Annotated in this window: 14 protein-coding genes, 1 tRNA gene and 2 pseudogenes; 14 read left to right on the forward strand and 3 right to left on the reverse strand. The window is 72.9% G+C overall.

The features are described from left to right. Positions 1-73 precede the first annotated feature (73 nt). Positions 74-2560, forward strand: a complete 2487-nt coding sequence (locus AB0D31_RS02270; protein ID WP_362715757.1) for an NB-ARC domain-containing protein — start codon at positions 74-76, stop codon at positions 2558-2560. A 9-nt stretch (positions 2561-2569) separates the two neighbouring features. Here the strand turns inward: AB0D31_RS02270 and AB0D31_RS02275 are convergent, their stop codons facing one another. Continuing rightward, positions 2570-4282 (reverse strand): hypothetical protein, encoded by a 1713-nt coding sequence (locus AB0D31_RS02275; protein ID WP_362715761.1) that lies wholly within the window; start codon positions 4280-4282, stop codon positions 2570-2572. 258 nt (positions 4283-4540) lie between these two features. Here AB0D31_RS02275 and AB0D31_RS02280 point away from each other — a divergent pair. The 6 genes and pseudogenes from AB0D31_RS02280 to AB0D31_RS02305 form a co-directional block, all read left to right on the forward strand. After that, positions 4541-6064: pseudogene (locus tag AB0D31_RS02280) on the forward strand (ubiquinol-cytochrome c reductase cytochrome b subunit); the annotation flags it as partial. Positions 6065-6305: 241 nt separating this feature from the next. Further along, complete coding sequence (locus AB0D31_RS02285; protein ID WP_362715763.1) at positions 6306-6743, forward strand: PPOX class F420-dependent oxidoreductase; 438 nt, start codon at positions 6306-6308, stop codon at positions 6741-6743. 260 nt (positions 6744-7003) lie between these two features. Then, on the forward strand, positions 7004-7675 hold the full coding sequence (locus AB0D31_RS02290) for a helix-turn-helix domain-containing protein (RefSeq protein WP_362715766.1): 672 nt from the start codon (positions 7004-7006) through the stop codon (positions 7673-7675). A gap of 66 nt (positions 7676-7741) precedes the next feature. Beyond that, positions 7742-8827, forward strand: coding sequence for a patatin-like phospholipase family protein (locus AB0D31_RS02295; protein ID WP_362715768.1), 1086 nt, complete (start codon positions 7742-7744; stop codon positions 8825-8827). After that, positions 8824-9885: a 1-acyl-sn-glycerol-3-phosphate acyltransferase gene (locus AB0D31_RS02300; RefSeq protein ID WP_362715771.1), complete on the forward strand. Its 1062-nt coding sequence runs from the start codon at positions 8824-8826 to the stop codon at positions 9883-9885. The genes AB0D31_RS02295 and AB0D31_RS02300 overlap by 4 nt, the downstream gene beginning before the upstream one ends. Before the next feature lie 299 nt (positions 9886-10184). Next, complete coding sequence (locus AB0D31_RS02305; protein ID WP_362715774.1) at positions 10185-10844, forward strand: phosphoribosylanthranilate isomerase; 660 nt, start codon at positions 10185-10187, stop codon at positions 10842-10844. Here the strand turns inward: AB0D31_RS02305 and AB0D31_RS02310 are convergent. Further along, on the reverse strand, positions 10829-11167 hold the full coding sequence (locus AB0D31_RS02310; protein ID WP_362715777.1) for a hypothetical protein: 339 nt from the start codon (positions 11165-11167) through the stop codon (positions 10829-10831). The two genes, AB0D31_RS02305 and AB0D31_RS02310, sit on opposite strands and share 16 nt — an antisense overlap. A gap of 91 nt (positions 11168-11258) precedes the next feature. After that, positions 11259-11331, reverse strand: a tRNA-Arg gene (locus tag AB0D31_RS02315). 366 nt (positions 11332-11697) lie between these two features. Here AB0D31_RS02315 and AB0D31_RS02320 point away from each other — a divergent pair. The 7 genes and pseudogenes from AB0D31_RS02320 to AB0D31_RS02350 all read left to right on the forward strand — a co-directional run bounded on the left by AB0D31_RS02320 (position 11698) and on the right by AB0D31_RS02350 (position 20887). Next, entirely contained in the window at positions 11698-13302 is a 1605-nt protein-coding gene (locus tag AB0D31_RS02320) for a dynamin family protein (RefSeq protein ID WP_362715835.1), read from the forward strand. After that, entirely contained in the window at positions 13299-15053 is a 1755-nt protein-coding gene (locus AB0D31_RS02325; protein WP_362715779.1) for a GTPase, read from the forward strand. The genes AB0D31_RS02320 and AB0D31_RS02325 overlap by 4 nt, the downstream gene beginning before the upstream one ends. 241 nt (positions 15054-15294) lie before the next feature. Further along, a complete protein-coding gene (locus AB0D31_RS02330) occupies positions 15295-15852 on the forward strand; it encodes a single-stranded DNA-binding protein (protein ID WP_362715782.1) in 558 nt (185 codons plus the stop codon). A 348-nt stretch (positions 15853-16200) separates the two neighbouring features. Then, on the forward strand, positions 16201-17604 hold the full coding sequence (locus tag AB0D31_RS02335; RefSeq protein ID WP_362715784.1) for a thioester domain-containing protein: 1404 nt from the start codon (positions 16201-16203) through the stop codon (positions 17602-17604). 300 nt (positions 17605-17904) lie between these two features. Then, complete coding sequence (gene ettA / locus AB0D31_RS02340; RefSeq protein ID WP_362715786.1) at positions 17905-19569, forward strand: energy-dependent translational throttle protein EttA; 1665 nt, start codon at positions 17905-17907, stop codon at positions 19567-19569. 5 nt (positions 19570-19574) lie between these two features. Then, a pseudogene (locus AB0D31_RS02345) lies at positions 19575-19988 on the forward strand (thioesterase family protein); the annotation flags it as partial. A 206-nt stretch (positions 19989-20194) separates the two neighbouring features. Next, positions 20195-20887, forward strand: coding sequence for a hypothetical protein (locus tag AB0D31_RS02350; protein ID WP_362715789.1), 693 nt, complete (start codon positions 20195-20197; stop codon positions 20885-20887). Positions 20888-21122: the final 235 nt, after the last annotated feature.

The following is a 21122-nucleotide window of genomic DNA, read 5'->3' on the forward strand; positions in this document are numbered from 1 at the left end:
TCTACGGTGGTCTCTCTACCGTCGACCTCGGTATTGCGTACTCCGTTCGCGTGCACGACACAAAGGGGGCTCCGTGGAAGCCGAGTTGGCGGCGCTTGCGGGATCTGCGGCGACCACCCTGATGGGGCTCATGGTCTCCGAGTCCTGGACGCAGGCGCGGACCCGGGTCGCGCGGTTCTTCTCCCGGCGGGGCGAAGGGGGCGGTGACGGCGGGCTCCAACAGGCCGCTGAACCGGGGCAGTTGGCGGACGCTGGAACGGCCGGAGGTGAGGCGGATCCGGAGGAGGGTCTGCGGCTGAGACTGCGCCGCGTGCTGGAGGAGGACCCGGGCGCCGCGCAGGAGCTGCGGGTCCTGCTCGCCGAGCTTGCAGGGGTGGCCGGCGCGGTTCCGGGAGCCGGGGGAGCCGGGCGGGAGCTGCCCTGGCAGCACAGCGGCATCGCCTCCCACGGCGAGCCGCAGCCGGCCGGTGGGCCCCAGCCGTCCTCCGGGCGGCCCGACGAGGTCCCCGTGCTCCGCACCCGCTTCATCAACCGCACCGACACCCTCACGGCCCTGGACGGCGTGCTCGCCACCGGCGCCCGCGAGGCCGCCCACGTCGGCGTCCTCGTCGTCGCCGGGCCGCCCGGCGTCGGCAAGAAGGCGACCGTACGCCAGTGCGCGCACCGCTCCCGCGCGTACTTCCCCGACGGGCAGATCTACGTCGATTTCGCGGAGCTGCGCGGCAGAGCAGGCGGCGGTGACGTGTCCGCCGCGATCGGCAGCTGCCTGCGTTCGCTGGGGGTCGGCGACGACTACCAGCCGCGCACCCTGGCCGAGCAGACCACGCTGCTGCGGGAGCGCACCGGCGGGCGGCGGCTGCTCTTCGTGCTCGACAACGTCGACGCCCCGGCCCAGGTGCGGGCCCTGGTACCGAACGGCCCCGGCAGCGCCGTCCTCGTCACGAGCGGCGCGTCACTCAACGAACTCGCCCTCGACGGGGCGCGGTTCATGCCCCTGGCGCCACTCGGTCCGCACAGCGCCCTGGAGCTGCTCGCCGATCGTTGCGGTCGTGAGGCCGTCGACGCCGACCCGGCGGCCGCCGAACGGCTCGTCGCCCTGTGCGGGGGTCTTCCCGTCGCGCTGCACGTCGTCGCGGCCAGGCTCCTGACCCAGCGCCGCCTCACCCCGGCCGCCCTCGCCGACGAACTGGCCGACGAGAGCCGCCGACTGCCCGCGTTGTCCCTGAGGGGGGAGCACCCGGTGTCCGCAGTGTTCGACGCGTCCTACCTTCGGCTGCCGCCCGACGCGGCGCGCTGCTACCGGATCCTGAGCCGGCTCCCCGGCCGTACCTTCGAGGCGGGCACGGCCGCCGCCGCGCTCGGCATCGACCCCGCGACGGCCGCGTCGCTGCTCGACACCCTGGTCGAGGCGAGCCTCCTGGAGGAGGGGGACGGTGACCGCGACCGCTTCCACTTCCACGACCTCGTACGACTGCACGCCCGCGAGCGCGCCGACACGGAGGGCTCCGACGCCGGGAGCTCCGACGATACCGAACTGGCCGTCATCAAACGGGTGTTGACGCACTACTGCGTCCTGGCCATGTTCGCCGACCGGGCCGTACGCCTCGACCGGCTGCGCATCGCCGACGCGGCCGGGCTCCTCGCCGACAGCCCGGATCCGTTCGCCGCCGACGGCGCGCCGGCCCCGCTCGACTGGCTGGAGGCCGAGCGCGCCAACATCCTGGCGGTATTGCGCGCCGCCGCCGATCACCGCCTCTACGACCGGGGCTGGCAGCTGGCGGAGGCCTTCACGGTGCTGTTCCTGCACCGCCGGTACGTCGTGGACTGGAAGGAGTCCCTGGAACTCGGCGCTGCCTTCGCGGCGGCGGTCCTGGAACCCGCGGCCGAGGGCCGGCTGCGCAGCCTCCTGTCGCGCCCGCTGATGGACCTCGGCGAGTATCAGCGGGCCCGCGCGGAACTGGACGCGGCGCGCGCCTGCGCGGAAGTCGCAGATCACCCTCAACTCCTCGCATCCGTAGTGGAGTTCACCGGACGGCATTGGGATCAGATCGACCCCTCCCGGGCCATCGGTGTGTACGAGGAGTCGCTGCGCCTCAACGTCGGGGCGGGGCAGCCGCGGGGTGCGGCCATCGCGTCCTTCTTCCTCGGCTGCGCGCAGGACGCGGCCGGCGACCCCGCCGCGGCGCTCGACACGCTGCGCGGCGCCCACGAGGCGTTCCTGGCGTGCGCGGACCCCGATGTGCGGATGGCCGCCCGGGCGACGGCCGCGATCGGCCGGGCCCACGACCACCTCGGCCACCACGGGGAAGCGGTCCGCGCACTGCGCGACGCGGCCCGGGCACTGCGCGAGCAGGGCGCGACCCACTACGAGGCGCAGGCACTTCTGGAACTTGCCGACATCGCCCAGCGCGTGGGCGGCGACGGCGCCGACCTGCGTGCCGATCTGAGGGCCGGTTTGCGCACCGACCTCGAACGGGCGCTGCACATCCACGAGTCCGGGGGCAGCCCCCGCGTCGGCGAGATCCGGGCGCGGCTGCGGGAGTTGGGCGACACCGGCTGACCGGATTGCTCAGCCGGCCCGCTGCCCGGGCCGCAGGCGCAGGGCGACATCCTCCGTCCGGCCCGCGCCCAGTCGAAGGGTCACCAGCGCGTCCTCAAGCGGCCGGCCCGCCCGCAGACACGCGTACACGACGGCCGCCGCCGGCCCCGGATCCCCGCGCGGGCCGGTCGCGGTGGCCTCCACGACCCGGCCGTCCCGCAGGCCGACCAGGACACCGCCCGACGCCACGCCGGCCGCGGCCAGCAGAGAGCCCGGAAAACCCGTCAGGGTGTCGCGGATCCAGCGCAGCGCGCCGACCGCGGTCGGCGCCGCGTCCCGCCGCAGCACTACCGACGCGCTCTCGGTCAGCCGGCGGTCCGGCTCGTCCTCCGCGCAGGCGAGGTGCGAGAACGTATCCGCGCTCTCCTCGTGGGCCGGGGCCACCGGCGCCGGGTGACGCAGCACCGCGACGACGGTCCGCCCCGGCCCGTCCAGCGTCACGGCGGTGGAGACCCGCCAGGACCGGCACGGCACGGCGCCCGCGTCGGACGAGGCCGGCGGCGCGAGCACCGGCGCCGCCGGTGCGCCGGTGGGCGGCTCCGGGAGATCCAGAAGGCGGTAGAGCGCGGTACGCAGCCGGGCGTGCGCCTGCCCAGGCCCGGCGAAGGCCCGCTCGGCGACGGGGGCGTACCGCCCCGGCACGTGGGCGCGTACGGCCTCATCGACCTGCTCGGCGAGGCCGGCGCCGGGGTCGAGGCGCGGCGCGTGCCGGGCCAGGTCGGCGCCGGCCGTGCCCGGCACCGCGTCGGAGCCGAACGCGGCGAGCAGGACGGGGAGGTCCAGGCAGGCCCCGTACAGCGTCACCGAACCGTGGTCGCCGATCACCACGTCGGCGGCGGCGAGCGCGGGGCGCCACGCGTGGACCGGCGGCACGAGCAGCAGCCCCGCGTCGAGGGCGGCCGCCAGGAGCGTACGGATCTGCCAACCCCCGTGCCCCGCCCAGACGTTGGGGTGGGCGATGAGGGCGACCCGGTACTCGTCGTACGGCAGTGACGCGAGCAGCCGTGCCGGTAGACCCGGGTCCTGGCCGAGGAGGGAGGTCGGCCCCCAGGTGGAGCTGATCACGGCCAGCCGCCTGCCGTCGTCGACCCCCAACTCGGCGCGCAGGGTTACGCGTTGGGTTCGCGCCGCGCGCAGCTCGTCGAAGCAGGGGTCGCCCACGAGGAGGGTGCGCCCGGCGGTCTTGGGGTGCGCGGCGAGGAGCTGCGCCTCCTGGTCCGGGTGCGAGACGGCCAGCCAGGCCCGCCCGGCCTCCAGCAGGGCGTCCGGTACGAGACCCGAGAGCCGTTGCCGGGCGCTGCGGGCGTCGGGGACCAGCTTCTGGAACCCCACGCCGTGCGGCAGCACCAGGACCGGGCACGCGGCGCCCGGAACGTCGATGTTCTCGCTCGCGGTCACGATGAGGTCGGGTGCGATGTGGCCCAGCTGCTCCCACGGCATCACACGGCACCCGGCGTCGTGCAGGAGGTCGAGGACCCCGTCGCCGAAGGCGGAGGTCGGATCGTGCGCGAAGACCACGCCGATGCGGCTGTCGTCGCGCACGAGGGAGGGGAGGCACTCCAGTACGCGTACGGCCGACGTCACCGTACGGGCGGCTACGACCAGGATCTTCTCGGCGTGCAAGGTGCGCCAGCGGTGGGCGTCCGGCCCGACCGGAACGCGAAGGGGCGGCCTAGCGTGCATGACCACCCCGGCCCGCCCGAATCCCCCGAACCCCTACGTGCGGTTCGCGGTTCGCGGTTCGCGGCCATGGTGGCCGTATCGCCTTTCAAGCTGCTCCACAACCCCTCGTAGCCGCCATCGGTCCTGACCGCGCACCAACCGGCGCAGCCTATCCGGCGCCGTTCTCGCACGCTCGCACGCCCGCAAGCTCACACGCCTCCTGGCCCCTCCGGGGGCAGGGGGGTAGGGGCCACTTTAAGTGGGGATGGATCCCCAGTTATGGTGGAGGTACGGCGGTGGAGCGGCCCCCGCCTGTCCGTTCGGCGTGCGCGGCTTCCGCAGAGGCGTACTGGAGCAAGGGAGTTCGCGGTGGCAGGACGTGGGGAGCGGATCGCCGACTGGGCGGACGGGCGGGTGGGACTGCACCGGCTCGCCAAGAGCACCATGCGCAAGATCTTTCCGGACCACTGGTCGTTCATGCTGGGCGAGATCTGCCTGTACAGCTTCGTCGTCATCATCCTGACCGGCGTCTGGCTGACGCTGTTCTTCAAGCCGGGCATGGCCGAGGTCGTCTACGACGGCCCGTACGTCCCGCTCGACGGACAGCGGGTCTCCGAGGCGTTCGACTCCACGATGCACATCAGCTTCGAGGTGCGCGGCGGGCTGCTGATCCGGCAGATCCACCACTGGGCCGCGGTCGTCTTCATCGCCGCGATGTTCGTGCACATGATGCGGGTGTTCTTCACCGGCGCCTTCCGCAAGCCCCGCGAGGTCAACTGGCTCTTCGGGTTCGGCCTGTTGTTCCTCGGCATGCTGGACGGCTTCTTCGGCTACTCACTCCCCGACGACCTGCTCTCCGGCACCGGGATCCGCTTCATCGAGGGTGTCATCCTGTCCGTGCCGGTGGTCGGCACGTACCTCCAGATGTTCCTGTTCGGCGGCGAGTTCCCCGGCTCGGACATCATTCCGCGCTTCTACAGCCTGCACGTGCTGCTCATCCCGGGCATCATGCTGGGGCTGCTCGTGGCCCACCTCATCCTGGTCTTCTTCCACAAGCACACCCAGTTCGCCGGACCCGGCCGCACGAACCGGAACGTCGTGGGGATGCCGCTCATGCCGGTCTACCTGGCGAAGGCCGGCGGGTTCTTCTTCCTCGTGTTCGGCGTCATCGCGGCCGTCGCGGCGATCGCCTCGATCAACCCGATCTGGGCGTTCGGCCCGTACCGCCCCGACCAGGTCTCCACGGGCGCCCAGCCCGACTGGTACATGGGCTTCGCGGAGGGGCTGATCCGGGTGATGCCCGGCTGGGAGATCAACGTGGCGGGCCACACCCTCGTCCCCGGCGTGCTCATCCCCTTCCTCCTCTTCCCGGCCGTCCTCGGCCTGATCGCGGTCTATCCCTTCGTGGAGGCGTGGATCACCCGGGACGGCCGTGAGCACCACCTCCTGGACCGGCCGCGCAACGCCCCCGTGCGTACCGCGCTCGGTGCGGCCTGGATCAGCCTGTACCTGGTCACCCTGGTCGGCGGCGGCAACGACCTGTTCGCGACCCACTTCCACCTCTCCCTCAACGCGATGACGTGGACGGTCCGGATCGGCTTCTTCGTGGTGCCGGTACTGGTCTTCGAGACAGCGCGCCGCTGGTGCCTCGGTCTGCAACGGCGCGACCGCGACCTGGTCCTGCACGGCAGGGAGACCGGCATCGTCAAGAAGCTGCCGCACGGGGAGTACGTCGAGCTGCACGAGCCCCTGCCGGCGGCGCGGCTGCACACGCTCACCGCGCACGAGCAGCCCCGGCCGGCGGCCGAAACGGGCTCACTGCGGGCCCGGCTCTCCCGCGCCTACTTCGGTGCGGGAGGGCAGGTCGCCAAGGCGACGCCGCGGGAGCGCGAGAGCCTCGCGGCCGCGCACGCGGGCCCCGGCGGTGGCGGTGTACGCGCGGGCCACGGTGGGGGTGGTGTGCCTGCGGGCCACGGCGGGGCCGGTGTGCCTGCGGGCGACGGCGGGGGTGGTGTGCCTGCGGGGCACGGCGGGGGTGGTGAGCATGCCGGGCACGAGGACGCGTCAGGGCAGTGAACTGGCCGACGCCAGGCGCCTGTTGGTGACCACGTACGACCGCTGCGGTGCCGCGACGACCGACGCCGTGTGGGTGATCCGGGACGGCCCGGCCCTCGGCATCCTCGTACCGACCGCGTCGCGGCTGGCCGGCCGGCTGCGCGCGGGGACACTGGTCCAGGTCGCGGACGGAGCGGGGGGCGGCGCGCTGCGGGTGCGGCCCGCGTTTCTGGACGCCGAGGGGAGCGTGCGCTATCGGGTCGCGCTCATCGACAAGTACGGCCTGGCCGCCGTGGTGAGCCTCGCCCGCAGCCGGTTGCGCCACGGTCTGTCCGGCGCGGTCGGCGTACGCCTTCGGACCGGCGCGGACGTGCGCCGCCTGATCGGCCGCGCCTGGCAGCCGAGTTGGACGTACAGCGTGAACTGAACCGGGACGAGACTCCGGGCCGGCGGAACGGGGGACCGCCGGCCCGGGCACACGGCTGGTCGCCGGCTCGGGCGGGGCGACCGTCGGGCCGGGGCGGCTGCCGGCCCGGCCCGACCTCACCCCGGGCCGAGCCGGGCCGGCTCCGGTGGAGGGGGAGGGCCCGAGCCGGGCCGAGCCGGGCCGGCTCCGGTGGAGGGGGAGGGCCCGAGCCGAGCCCGCCCGGGGGAGGGCCCTGGCCTGCTGGGATAGGGTCGGGGGCCATGGCCCCGCCGGAGAGCACGAAGAAGTCCGCGCCCCTGCGGCGTGACGCCCAGCGCAACCGGGACCTCCTGGTCGTGGCGGCCCGGGAGCTCTTCGCCGAGCAGGGGATCAACGTTCCGCTCGACGAGATCGCCAAGCGCGCGGGCGTGGGCAACGCCACCCTCTACCGGCGCTTCCCCACTCGGGGCGACCTGGTCGAAGCCGTCTTCCATGACGACCTGACCGCCGTGATGGCCGCCGGCGAACGGGCCCGCGCCGCCGACGACGCCTGGGGGTCGCTGACCGCGTACCTGGAGAGCGTCTGCGCGCTGCTCGCCCGTGACCGGGGCGTCGGCGACCTGATGACCACCGGCATCGAGGGCGCCCCGACCCTGGACGCGATCCACGTCCACAACCACACGACCGTGAGCGAGCTGATGCGCCGCGCCGTGGCCGACGGCGAGCTGCGTACGGACGTCGTGCCGGAAGACCTCCTCTTCGCGCTCAGCGCCCTCGGCAGCTCGCTGCCCGCGATCGAGGCGGTCCGCCCTGGCTCGTGGCGCCGCCCCCTGGCCCTGCTCCTGGACGGGTTCCGCGCCACGGCCCAGCGCCCCCTGCCCGGACCTGCCCTGACCGCCGAGGAAACCCAGAACGTCTACCGGGAGCTGGGCGGCGAGCCCCCCACACCATGACGCCGGCCCGCCCGACGGCCCGTCCGGATCGCGGATGGTCATGGCCGGGCGGGGCAGGGGGCAGATATGGATGAGCACGTGATTGCGGGGCCGGAGCGGGGGCCGGGGTATCGGTGTGCGTTCGTCCTCGGAGGCGGAGGAGCGCTCGGCGCCTACGAGGTGGGCATGCTCAGGGCGCTCGTCGCGGCCGGCATCGAGCCGGACCTCGTGGTGGGGACGTCCGTGGGGGCGATCAACGGCGCGGCCTTCGCGGCCGAGCCGACCGCCGACTCCGTGGAGCGGCTCGGTGAGCTGTGGGGGAGCCTGGGGCGCTCGGGTGTCTTCTCCGGGTCGGTGCTGCGGCGCCTGCGGCTCGCCGCGCGCAACCGGACGCACGTCTATTCGTCGGAGCCCCTGAGCGAGCTCCTGGAGACCCGGCTGCCGGCGAAACGCATCGAGGATCTCGCCGTGCCGTTCCAGTGCGTCGCGGCCGGCATCGAGAGCGCCGCCGAGCACTGGTTCACGCGGGGGCCGCTGGTCCCTGCGGTCCTCGCCTCCTGCGCGGTGCCGGGGCTGCTGCCGCCCGTCGAGATCGATGGCGAGCACTTCTTCGACGGCGGCCTCATCAACAGCATCCCCGTGGGCCGCGCCGTCGCCGCCGGGGCCCGCACCGTGTACGTGCTGCAAGTCGGGCGCGTGGAGCGGCCGTTGACGGCACCCCGGGCGCCGTGGGAGGTGGCCACGGTGGCCTTCGAGATCGCCCGGCGCCACCGCTTCACCCGCGACATGACGGACCTGCCCTCCGGTGTGGAGGTGCACCTGCTGCCCACGGGCGCCTCGTCCGACCGGGGTGAGGACATCGCGGGCCGCAAGTTCCGCCACCGCGACTTCGGGCGCTCCGCGCAGCGGATGGAGCGCGCGTACGAGGCTACGGCCGCCTATCTGGAGGCCGCGGGCAAGCCGGCGCCCCGTATGGACGACGGCGCCAGGCCGGTACCCGGTACGGACGACGGCGCCAGGCCGGCGCCCCGTACGGACGACGGCGCCAGGCCGGTACCCCGTGCGGACGACGGCGCCAGGCCGGCGCCCCGTACGGACGACGGCGCCAGGCCGGTACCCCGTGCGGACGACGGCCCTGAGTCGGCGCCCCGTACGGACGACGGCGCTCCGTGAGCCGCGCGGCCGGCGTACGCGATGTGGCCAGACGGTGCGTGACCGTGCCCGCGCTCCTCGCCCTGATCCCGCTCGCCCTCGCGCTGCTGCTCGTGACGGTGGCGCTCGCCCCGCTGTCGCTGCTCGCCGGCCGGCACGGACGCGGCCTGCAACCGCAACGCCTGGCGCTCTACGCCTTCGTGTACCTCGTCGCCGACCTCGCCGGGGTGTGTGCGGCGCTCGTCGCCCGGCTGCGCTGCCTGGGCGGCGGCCCGGAGCGGAGGGAGCGTCTGGTGGCACTCAACTACCGGCTGCTGGCGCGGCTCCTCGGCTGCCTTGTGGGGTGCTCACGGCGGATCTTCGCGCTGAGCGTGGAGGTCGACCCGCCGATCCCGGGGCCCGGCGTCCGGCCGCCGGACGGCATGGTCGTCTTCGCCCGCCACGCTGGGCCCGGTGATTCCATCCTGCTGGTCCACGGCCTTGTGTGCGGCGCGGGGCTCCGTCCCCAGGTCGTCCTCAAGGAGTTCCTGCGCTGGGACCCGTGCATGGACCTGGTGCTCAGCGCGCTGCCGCACTGTTTCGTGCCGCGCCATGCCGACACCGACGGGCGGACGTCGGACGCCATCGGCGCCCTCGCGGCCCGGCTGGCCCCGGGCGACGCGCTGGTGGTGTTCCCCGAGGGCGGGAACTTCACCGAGCGGCGCCGCAGGCGGTCCATCCGCTGGCTCGTCCGCACCGGCCAGCTGCGTCGCGCAGCCCGGGCGCGGCGCCAGCACCACGTACTGCCGCCGCGAATGGCGGGGCCGCTCGCCGCGCTGACCGGAGCGCGCGACGCGGGAGCGGCCGTCGTCTTCGTCGCGCACACCGGCCTCGACCGCATCGACTCGCCGTCCCGCCTGTGGAGTTCGATCCCCCTGCGGGAGTCCGTACGCGCCACTTGGTGGAGCGTGCCCAGCCGAGCGATCCCGCGGGGACGCGAGGCCCGCGAGTCGTGGCTGACCGACCAGTGGTCCCGCGTGGACGCCTGGATCGGCCACGAACGGACCGAGTCCGCGTCACCCCGCGCCGCCTCAAGCTGACGGGCCCCGGTGCCGCCTCAAGCTGACGCGCCCCCGTGCCGCCTCAGCTGACGGGCCCCCGTGCCGCCTCAGCTGACGCGCCCCGCGTTGTCTCACGCCGATGAGCCGCGCACCGTCCCGCGCTGACGAGCCCCCCGTCGCCTCGGCGCCGTGCACACCGCCGGAACCTTCCGGTTCCGGGCCGCGACGCCGAGCGGGTGCGGCCCGCCATCGAGACCGCGGTCAAGCCGTACGAGATGGACTGGTCGCCGGCGGAGGGCAGACCGCTTCGAGGCGGCACACACTGAATTGTTGGAATGATGCTGGGATTCAGAGAGCGGGGACAGATGTTCGTCAAGATCTGTGGGCTGAGTACGGCGCCGGATATCGCGGCCGCGGTCGACGCGGGTGCCGACGCGCTCGGCTTCGTATTCACGGATAGTCCACGCCGGGTTGACTCCGATGTGGTCCGGCGACTGGTCGAGGAGGTCCCGGCCGGTGTGCTGACGGTGGGGGTGTTCCGGGACGAGCCGCTCGCGTTCGTCCGCGAGACGGTGCGCGCCGCCGGGATCGGGTCGGTGCAGCTGCACGGCACGCACCCGCCGGCGGCCTTCGCCGCGCTGCGGGAGCTGGGTCTGACGCTGGTGCGCGCCACCGCGGCGGCGTCGGCGGCGGGCGCGGCCTGCGGCGACTTCGGCGAGGACCTGCTGATCCTGGACTCCCCGAGCCCGGGTTCGGGGGAGCCGTGGGACTGGTCCGCCCTCGGCGCCACCCCGCCCGCCGGCCGGTGGATGCTGGCCGGTGGGCTCGGCCCGGGCAATGTCCGCGAGGCGATCGGGGCGGCCCGCCCGTGGGGCGTCGACGTGTCGAGCGGAGTCGAGGCGCGCCGAGGCGTCAAAGACCCCGCTCTGATCGAGGAGTTCATCCGGCGTGCCAAGGCGGGCGGGCCACGGCGTGCGGACGGTCAGTCGCCGGCGTAGGCCGGGGCCCGGACGGCGTCGAGGGAGCGGTTCCGCGCGGAGCGCTGTTCTTCGATGGCGTCCTTGATGACGTACATGGACTCGGCGATGCCGTCCGGGAGTTGGAGGCAGGCGTGGAGTCCGGCCGACGAGCCGATCACGTGGGCCTCGGGCAGCTGGAGTTCGACGGCCTGGGTGAACGCCTCGCCGGGATCTGTACCGGGATCTGACCCGGCGCAGATGACGGTCGGGCATGCCGCTGGTGATGAGGTCGGCGAAGGCGCACTGGGGTGATGCCGTCGGAGCCCTACCCGCTCGGGGCTCACCAGGGGCGGTTCCGGCATCTACGCCGGCGCTACCGGCCGCGCTCGGTACGCTGCTCCGACCAGCAAAAAGGCCCTCCCGAAGGAGGGCCGAGCGCCCGGTCGAGCTGGGCGCCCCCGGCAGGACTCGAACCTGCGGCCAAGCGCTTAGAAGGCGCCTGCTCTATCCACTGAGCTACGGGGGCCGGATGGGGCCTCGGTGGCCTGGAGCCCCGGGCGGGCAGGGGTGCTGGTCCGGGACTGGTCCCGGGCCGGTGACCTTGCCGGGGACAAGGATAGGGCTCCTGTCACCTCGTCCCGGTTGCTTCACCTGCGTGGCACGATGTGGAGGTTCGGTGAAGCGAACCGATAATCGCAGGCGGGTGCGAATCCTGCAGCGCTTTTGACGCTCGCGGCGCAGGGTGTTGTGCACTCGTTATGCCTGCGTCCCACTCATCCCATGTGTCCCCTGTGTCCGTTCGGCGCGTCCCGCTGGCGTACGGACGCGCGCGGAAAGTAGCCATACGCTTCAAAAAGCCGCCAAAATTGGGCATTCTTCACATGTGGTGACCTTGGACGTACGGCCTCAGCTCATCGACGCACTCTCCGCCCTGCGCGACAGTGTCGCCGCCGTGCGCCTCCCGCTGCCCCTGCCGGGGGCGCCACGTGCCCGGCAGACCCGCAGCGAGCTGCTCGCACAGCTCGACGACTACCTGCTGCCACGACTGCGCGACCCCGAAGCCCCGATGCTCGCGGTCATCGGCGGCTCCACCGGTGCCGGAAAGTCCACCCTCGTCAACTCCCTTGTGGGCAGGCGGGTCAGCCAGGCGGGCGTGCTGCGGCCCACCACCCGTACGCCGGTGCTCGTCTGCCACCCCGACGACAAGGAGTGGTTCACCGGGGTGCGCGTGCTGCCCGGCCTCACCCGCGTCTGGCTGCCGCAGCAGCACGAGGACGCCGAACCCGACGACCTGCCCTGCGGGGACGACGACGAATCGGTACGCGTCGAGACCGCCGCCACCCTGCCGCGCGGGCTCGCCCTGCTCGACGCCCCGGACATCGACTCGCTCGTCGTGAGCAACCGCATCCTGGCCGCCGAACTCATCTGCGCCGCCGACGTCTGGGTCATGGTCACCACCGCCTCCCGCTACGCCGACGCCGTCCCCTGGCATCTGCTGCGTACCGCGAAGGAGTACGACGCCACCCTCGTCACCGTGCTCGACCGGGTACCCCACCAGGTGCTCGCCGAAGTCTCGCGGCAGTACGGGGCCTTGCTCACCCGCGCCGGGCTCGGCGAGGTACCGCGGTTCACCGTGCCCGAACTGCCCGAGTCCGCCGGGGCCTCGCACGGCCTGCTGCCCTCCAACGCCGTCGCCGCGCTGCGCACCTGGCTCACCCACCGCAGCCAGGACCCCGCCGCCCGCCAGCAGGCCGTCGCCCGCACCGCGTCCGGCGCGATCGAGTCGCTCAACGCCCGCATGCCGGAGCTCGCTTCGGCCGTCGCAGCCCAGTACGCCGCGGCCGTACGCCTCACCGGCGCGGTCGAGGACGCGTACGGCAAGGAAGGCGCTCGGGTGCGGCGCCGCCTCCAGGCCGGCGAGGTGCTCGCCGGGGACGCCCTCACCCGCTGGCGCGCCCACCCCGGCGGCGCCTCCTCCGCCGAACTCCTTGACGCGCTCGTGGACAGCCTCGCCGAGCTCCTGCGCTGCGCGGCGGCCGCCGCCGACGAGCGCGTCAGGGAGGCATGGGCGCGCGAACCGGCGGCGGCCCGCCTCGCCGACGGCGTACGCCACCAGGACCCAGAAGACCGCATCGGGCTCGCCGTACGACGCTGGCGGCGGGTGCTCGAAGAGCTGGCCGAGGACGAAGTACGGGAAATGGAACGCTCGGTGGCGCCCGACCCCGAGACCGTGGCCGCGCTGCTCGCCGCCGCCCTGCTCGGCGGCCGCCGGGCGCGCCGGGCGGGCGAGCGGCTCGCCGAGCGGATCGGCGCCCACGGCGCGCTGCGCCTTCGCGACAAGGGCGGCGAACTCGTCGCCACCTACATCGACCAGGTGCTCGGCGCCGAACGCGAACGGCGGCTCGCGCCGCTGGACGCCCTTGAGGTGACACCCGAGCCGCAGGCCGGGCTGATCGCCGCACTGTCCGTAGTGCAGAAGGAGAGGAAAGCCGCATGACGCAGGAGGCCGAGGACCGCTGGGCCGACGGGCTGATCGCGCGGCGCGCCGCCGAGCCCGGCGAGATGACATCCGTCCTCGAACAGGGCGACGAGGAACCGCAGGACGCCGCGTTCGAACCCATCGGCGGCCCTTACGTCGGCGCGGTACGCGGACGCCTCGACGCGCTGCGTGAACTGGTCGGCCTCTCCCGTACGCGGCTCGACGCCCAGGCGCTCGCTGAAGCGGGGCGGGTGCTCGACGAGGCGTCCGCACGCCAGCGCCTGTCCGCGCGGCACACCGTCGTCGCCGTCGCGGGCGCCACCGGAAGCGGTAAGTCCACTCTCTTCAACGCCCTGGCCAGAAGCCAGATCTCGGACACCGGACTGCGCCGCCCGACCACCGGCGCGCCCATCGCGTGCAGCTGGACCGACGGCGCCGCGGGCCTGCTCGACCGGCTCGGCATCCCCGGCCGGCTGCGCCGCCGGCCGCTGGACAGTGCCGGTGGCTCGGGCGGCGACCTGGAGGGGCTCGTCCTCGTCGACCTGCCCGACCTGGACTCGGCGGTCGTCTCGCACCGGCAGGCCGCCGATCGCGTACTCGCCCTGGTCGACGCGATCGTGTGGGTCGTGGACCCCGAGAAGTACGCCGACGCCGTGCTCCACGAGCGCTACCTGCGCCCGATGGCCGGTCACGCCGAGGTCAGCTTCGTCGTCCTGAACCAGGTGGACCGGCTGCCCGGCGACGCCGCCGACCTGGTCCTCGACGATCTGCGCCGGCTGCTCGACGAGGACGGCATGGCGCTCGGCGAACACGGCGAGCCCGGCGCGTCGGTGCTCGCGCTCTCCGCGCTGACCGGCCAGGGCGTCGGCGAACTGCGCGACCAGCTCGGCCGTTTCGTGCAGGAGCGCGGCGCGGCGGCCCGCAGGCTCGCCGCCGACGTGGACGCCGCCGCCGTCGAACTGCGCCCGCTGTACGTCGCGGACGGCAGGCCCGGGCTCGGCGAACGGGCCCGCGACGAGTTCGCGGACCGCCTCGCCGCGGCGGTCGGCGCCACCGCGGCGGGCGAGGCCGCCGAACGCGAATGGCGGCTCAGCGCCCAGCGCGCCTGCGGGACCCCCTGGCTGCGGCTGTGGCGCTGGTACGACCGGATCCGTGTCCCGGCCCTCCAGCGGCCGCGCTCCGACACCCGGATCGAGGAGCAGGTCACCGCACGCCAGCGGGTCGAACAGGCCGTCCGTACGGTCGCCGACCATGCCACGGCGGGGCTTCCCGCGCCCTGGGCGCAGGCGGTACGCGAGGCGGCGGTACGCGGCGCGGAGGGGCTGCCCGAGGCGCTGGACGACCTCGCGGTACGGGAAGAGCTGGAGCGCGGCACCTCGCCGCGCCCGCCGTGGTGGCCGGCGGCGGTGCTGGCCCAGATGGCCATGACGGCGATTCAGATCGTGGGCGGGCTCTGGCTGCTCGGCCAGATCGTCGGGGTCCTGCAACCCGGCCTGGTCGTGCCGGCGCTGGTGATGCTGGGCGGCGTCGTGGGCGGGCCGCTGGTGGAGTGGGCGTGCGCGGTGGCGGCGCGCGGACCCGGCCGGCGCTACGGGCAGGAGGTCGAACGCAGACTCCGGGAGGCCGCGGCGGCCTGCGGTCGGGCCAAGGTGCTCGACCCGCTCGCCGCGGAACTGCTCCGCTACCGCGAGGTGCGCGAGCAGTACGCGGCGGTGGTGGGGGCGGGGGCCGCGGCGGGGGCGAGGGCCGGGGCCGGGCGGGTTGGCTGAGGCGGTTCGGGTGGTTCGGCTGGGTCGAAGCGGGGCGGGTGGGCCGAGGTGGGGCGTTGTGGTGACGTGGGGCGTCGGGGTGAGCGGGTTTTCCACAATCCGGTGGTGATCCACAGGCCCCTGCACGTACTCCCCGTCCGGTCCAGCATGGAGATCGACAGCGCAAGGGTTCGATCGACGGCTGGACCGGGCGGGGCTTTTCTCTGCCGTGCCGGTGTCCGGGATGCGGGGGTAGAGGGCAGTGAACGAGACGATGGTGACGCTGGTCGGCAATGTGGCCACCCAGGTGGAGTGGCGGGACTCGGCGACGGGCGGCGCGGCGAGGTTCCGCATGGCGGTGACCGCGCGCCGCTTCGACCGGGAGAAGCAGGCCTGGGCCGACGGGGCGACGAGCTTCTACACGGTGTGGGCGGCGCGTGCGCTCGGAAAGAACCTGACGGGCTCCGTCGCGATCGGCGAACCGTTGCTGGTGCACGGCCGGTTGAAGGTGCGCAACGAAGAACGCCAGGACGGTACGCGCTGGTTCTCGGCGGACGTCGACGCGGTGGCGATCGGGCATGACATGACGCGGGGGACGACCGCGTTCCGGCGGGTGTTCAGGGGCGAGGCGGTCGCGGCCGAACGGCCCGGGCGGGCCGAACAGGCGGGGTCACCGGGGGAGCCGGACGGCTCGGCGCCGGCGGACACGGCGGGCAATGGCCCCGGTCCCGGCTCTGCGGGATCGTTCAACGGGGGCGAGCCAGTGGTATGGGAATCGGTTTCGGCCACAGTTTCAGACACGGCCCCGATGGGCGTCTAGGCGGCGGCACTTGGGGGATCCGAGGTGGCGGTGGGGGCCCGGCGAGTGGCCGTCCGGAGCGGTGGCGGAGCGGCCCCGAAAGCCCGGTGGAGCGGGGTCGATGCCCCGAAACTCCCCATCTGTGCAGGGGATTTGTCGACACCGTGAGTGGGTACACGTGTTCCGCGATAACGATTGCGAATCGGAATGGTTATCTGATGTCGTGACCGCGAAACGCCGGCTTCCGAATCCCTAGGATTCCCGCGTACTCACGGGGCACTTGAGTCTGCCGGCGAGGCACTTCCCCCACGCGCACCTCCGTGCACGCGCACCACATGCGAAAGCGCCTCGCCCCCGAAGGGGAATTCTGTGTTTTCAGCCGTTCACGGGCCTTCCGCCCGCAAGCGGGGTGCTCTGCGCCTCGCCACCGTCACAGCCGTATCGGGTCTCGTCGCGGTCGGCGCGATAGCCGGCGCGGGCGCGGCCGCCGCGGATGACAAGCCCGCCGCCACCTCGTCCGGTGCGCACGCCACCCTGGAGGACGCGGGCGTCAAGGTGGGCGCCACGGTCGACGTCAACGACCACGGCGTCGAGACGTCCCCCACGGGCGGCCTCTTCGAGCTCAAGGTCGACAACGCGGGCGTCATCCAGACGTACTGCATCGACCTGAACCACCACACGGTGCCCAACTCCACCTACAAGGAAGTGACCTGGGCGGAGTCCTCGCTCGCAGGGAAGGCCGAGGCGGCCGGGAAGATCAACTGGATCCTCCAGAACTCCTACCCGGCGGTGACCCCGGGTGACCTCGGTGCCGACCTCACGCCGGAGACGGCCGCGGCCGCCACCCAGGCCGCGATCTGGACGCTCTCCGACGACGTCAAGGCCATGCCCCAGGACAAGGCCGCGGCGAAGCTGACGAAGAAGCTGCTCAAGGAGGCGAGGGCCGCCAAGGAGCCCAAGGCTTCGCTGGCGTTCGACAAGGATGCGGTCTCCGGTACCGCCGGCGGCGAGGTCGGGCCCCTGACCGTCCACACCAACGCCACCTCCTCCAAGGTGTCCCTTGCCCTTGCGCCCGGCGCCCCGGCCGGCGTGCAGCTCACCGACAAGAGCGGCAAGGTCATCACCTCCGCCAGCGACGGCACCCAGGTCTACTTCAAGGTGCCCAAGGGCACCCCGGACGACTCCGTCAAGGTGACCGCGACCACGCAGACCAAGGTTCCGGTCGGTCGCGCCTTCATCTCCGACGGCAAGTTCCGCAGCCAGACCTTCATCCTCGCCAGCACCAGTGACGTGCCGGTGACCGCGGTCGCCACGGCCAAGTGGGGCACCGCTCCGGCGGTCACGGTCAAGAACGACTGCGCCAAGGGTGGCCTCGACATCGCTGTCAGCAACAAGGGCAGCAAGGCGTTCGACGTCGTCGTGCTCGGCAAGAACCTGGGTAACGTCCCCGCGGGCACCTCGGGGTCGTTCTTCCTGCCGCTCGCCGAGGACTCGACCTACGCCTTCGACCTGGCCGGCCAGCACTTCTCCGGCACCCTCGACTGCAAGACGGCCGGCACCGGCACTCCGTCGCCCGCCCCGTCGACCCCGTCCTCGAAGCCCAGCCCCGCCTCGGCCGGCGGCAGCTCGACCGGCACCAACGGCGGCACCAACCTGGCCGAGACCGGCAGCTCCAGCTCCACCCCGCTGATCGCCGGCGCGGCGGTCGCCCTGGTGCTCGTCGGTGGCGGCGCGGTGTTCTTCCTCCGCAAGAAGAAGACGGCCGGCCAGTAAGCACCCGGCTCAGCCCCGACACCGGGCGGAACCCCGCGAGCCCACAGGAGTGAGCCCGCGGTGACCACCCGATGACGGCCGACGGCCCCGGTACGCATCTGCGTACCGGGGCCGTTGCGATGTGGCAGGGCCGCGGCGCCGGATGACGGCGACAGCACGTCACTCCACGGGCACCCAAGGTGCCCGGTGGGCGTCCGGATCATGGGCGTGGGGCGGAACCCGTTTCCTCCCAGGGGTGGACCCCTGGCAAGATGGGGTGTATCTGCCCACAGCCCGATTCACACTGCCGGACGGTTTCTCTTGGCTGAGTACATCTACACCATGCGCAAGACGCGCAAGGCGCACGGCGACAAGGTGATCCTTGACGACGTCACGCTGAGCTTCCTGCCCGGCGCGAAGATCGGTGTGGTCGGCCCGAACGGTGCCGGTAAGTCCACCGTTCTCAAGATCATGGCGGGCCTTGAGCAGCCCTCCAACGGTGACGCGTTCCTGTCGCCCGGCTACAGCGTCGGCATCCTCATGCAGGAGCCCCAGCTCGACGAGGCGAAGACGGTCCTGGAGAACGTGCAGGACGGCGCCGCCGAGATCATGGGCAAGCTCAGGCGCTTCAACGAGGTCGCCGAGCTCATGGCGACGGACTACTCCGACGCGCTGCTCGAAGAGATGGGCAAGCTCCAGGAGGACCTGGACCACGCCAACGCCTGGGACCTCGACGCCCAGCTGGAGCAGGCCATGGACGCCCTGGGCTGCCCGCCCGGCGACTGGCCCGTCGTCAACCTCTCCGGTGGCGAGAAGCGCCGCGTCGCGCTCTGCAAGCTGCTCATCGAGGCCCCGGACCTGCTCCTCCTCGACGAGCCCACCAACCACCTCGACGCCGAGTCGGTGAACTGGCTGGAGCAGCACCTCTCGAAGTACGCGGGCGCCGTGGTGGCCGTCACCCACGACCGGTACTTCCTGAACAACGTCGCCGAGTGGATCCTCGAACTCGACCGCGGCCGCGCGATCCCCTACGAGGGCAACTACTCCACGTACCTCGACAAGAAGTCGACCCGACTCAAGGTCGAGGGCCGCAAGGACGAGAAGCGTCAGAAGCGGCTCAAGGAAGAGCTGGAGTGGGTGCGGTCCAACGCCAAGGGGCGCCAGACCAAGTCCAAGGCGCGCCTTGCCCGTTACGAGGAGATGGCCGCCGAAGCCGACAAGATGCGGAAGCTGGACTTCGAGGAGATCCAGATCCCGCCGGGCCCGCGTCTGGGCTCCATCGTCGTCGAGGTCAACAACCTCTCGAAGGCGTTCGGCGACAAGGTCCTCATCGACGACCTCAGCTTCACCCTGCCGCGCAACGGCATCGTGGGCGTCATCGGCCCCAACGGCGCCGGCAAGACCACGCTCTTCAAGATGATCCAGGGCCTGGAGACGCCGGACAACGGCTCCATCAAGGTCGGCGACACCGTCAAGATCTCCTACGTCGACCAGAGCCGCGGCAACATCGACCCCAAGAAGACGCTGTGGGCCGTCGTCTCCGACGAGCTCGACTACATCAACGTCGGCCAGGTCGAGATGCCGTCCCGCGCGTACGTCAGCGCCTTCGGCTTCAAGGGCCCGGACCAGCAGAAGCCCGCCGGTGTGCTGTCCGGTGGTGAGCGCAACCGCCTCAACCTGGCGCTCACGCTCAAGGAGGGCGGCAACCTGCTCCTCCTCGACGAGCCCACCAACGACCTCGACGTCGAGACGCTCTCCTCGCTGGAGAACGCGCTCCTGGAGTTCCCCGGTGCCGCCGTCGTGATCTCCCACGACCGCTGGTTCCTGGACCGGGTCGCCACGCACATCCTCGCCTACGAGGGCGAGTCCAAGTGGTACTGGTTCGAGGGCAACTTCGAGTCGTACGAGAAGAACAAGGTCGAGCGTCTCGGGGCGGACGCGGCCCGCCCGCACCGCGCCACGTACAAGAAGCTCACGCGAGGCTGAGTCAAGTGAGCCGTCACATCTACCGCTGCCCGATGCGCTGGTCGGACATGGATGCCTTCGGGCACGTCAACAATGTGGTCTTCCTCCGCTACTTGGAGGAAGCCCGCATCGACTTCATGTTCCGGCTCGCACCGGGTGACGGGTCGCCGTCGTTCCAGGGCGGGTCCGTCGTGGCCCGGCACGAGATCGACTACAAGCGGCCCCTGGTGCACCGGCACGAGCCGGTGACCATCGAGTCGTGGGTGACGAAGATCGGCGCGGCGTCCCTGACCATCGCGTACGAGATCAAGGACCCCGAGGAGGGCGGTCAGGTGTACGTCACCGCGTCCACCGTCGTCGTGCCCTTCGACCTCGCGGCGGGCCGGCCGCGGCGGATCACCGCCGAGGAGAAGGCCTTCCTGCAGAAGTACCTGGACGACGGTGCGTCGGTCGGCGGTGCGACGGTCGGCGGTGCGACGGTGGGCGGTGCGTCTGTCGGCGGTGCGACGGCGGGGGGTTCGTCGGTGGATGACGCGTCGGCGTCCGTGGATGGTGTGTCTGTGGACGGTACGTCCGTGGGCGGCCCGCAGGCCGGCACCACCACCGGCGCCACTGGCGCCGCCGACGGGCAGGAGCGGGCCGCGGCATGAACGCGGTGCTCCGGTTCGACGACGCGAGGGAGGTGGCGGATCTCGGCGCCTTCCTCGGCCGGTTGATCCACTACGACCGTGCCGCCGCGGTCCGCCTCCAGGCGGGCGGCGGGGCGCTGGCCGTCTTCGGCAGGCCGCCGTCCTTCGAGGTGCTCGCCATCCGCACGGCCCGCCTCGGCGACGACGCACTCACCCTCGACGTGACGGTCTCCGCCGGTGAACTCCTGGAATCCCTCGACGAGTCGGCGTGCACCGCGGGTGTTCCGTCGGCCGTCACGGGGCCACCGTGGGCCGGGCTGCTGCCGCCGCGCGGCGGCTGGCGGCAGGTGCCGGGGCTCCCCGATCCGGAACGGATGCGGGGCGCGGTCGCGGCTGCCGTCGCCGAATTCCGGGCCAGGGACGCGGCGTTGCCCGAGGAACGGCGTACCAGCGCCGAGCGGGAGCTGATCGGACGCGAAATATGGTCCCGCAAGCTCGGCTCGACCGACCTTCCGCTGCGGGCCGTGCACGCGGCCCAGTCGCTCGGCTTCCTGCGGCCCGTCCGCGCCCTCGCCTCGGCCGGCGCGCCGTCCGCCCCCGAACCGGCGGCCCTCTTCGCTTCCGGCCCCTGGCTCCGCCTGCGCACCCCGTACGGCTCGATCGCCCTGCGCCGTGCGGGCCTGGCCGGCCTGAGCGTGACCCCGACGTAGCCGAGCGCGCGGCGGGCGGGCATGCCGGCCGGCACGGAGTAATTCAGGGCCGCGGGAGAACTGCGCGCCCAGCCCCGCACGGCCTGCGCTCTGCGGACGGGCCTCTGGGGCTCCGCCCCAAACCCCGGTTCGCGCCTTGAGGGTGCTGGTCGTCAATTGGCGTACGGGCTGGCGGGGCCTTCTCCAAGTCGCCGGCGAAATCGTCCGCCTTCGTCTTGACGGGGAGCGTGGTCGC

Source organism: Streptomyces sp. NPDC048361 (genome assembly GCF_040651795.1).
Classification (GTDB): Bacteria; Actinomycetota; Actinomycetes; order Streptomycetales; family Streptomycetaceae; genus Streptomyces.

Coding starts and splice junctions, on each gene's coding strand:
- AB0D31_RS02275 (WP_362715761.1), bottom strand. CDS start 4,282: ATGCACGCTAGGCCGCCCCTTCGCGTTCCGGTCGGGCCGGACGCCCAC.
- AB0D31_RS02285 (WP_362715763.1), top strand. CDS start 6,306: ATGCCGGGCACGAGGACGCGTCAGGGCAGTGAACTGGCCGACGCCAGG.
- AB0D31_RS02290 (WP_362715766.1), top strand. CDS start 7,004: ATGGCCCCGCCGGAGAGCACGAAGAAGTCCGCGCCCCTGCGGCGTGAC.
- AB0D31_RS02295 (WP_362715768.1), top strand. CDS start 7,742: ATGGATGAGCACGTGATTGCGGGGCCGGAGCGGGGGCCGGGGTATCGG.
- AB0D31_RS02305 (WP_362715774.1), top strand. CDS start 10,185: ATGCTGGGATTCAGAGAGCGGGGACAGATGTTCGTCAAGATCTGTGGG.
- AB0D31_RS02310 (WP_362715777.1), bottom strand. CDS start 11,167: ATGCCGGAACCGCCCCTGGTGAGCCCCGAGCGGGTAGGGCTCCGACGG.
- AB0D31_RS02325 (WP_362715779.1), top strand. CDS start 13,299: ATGACGCAGGAGGCCGAGGACCGCTGGGCCGACGGGCTGATCGCGCGG.
- AB0D31_RS02350 (WP_362715789.1), top strand. CDS start 20,195: ATGAACGCGGTGCTCCGGTTCGACGACGCGAGGGAGGTGGCGGATCTC.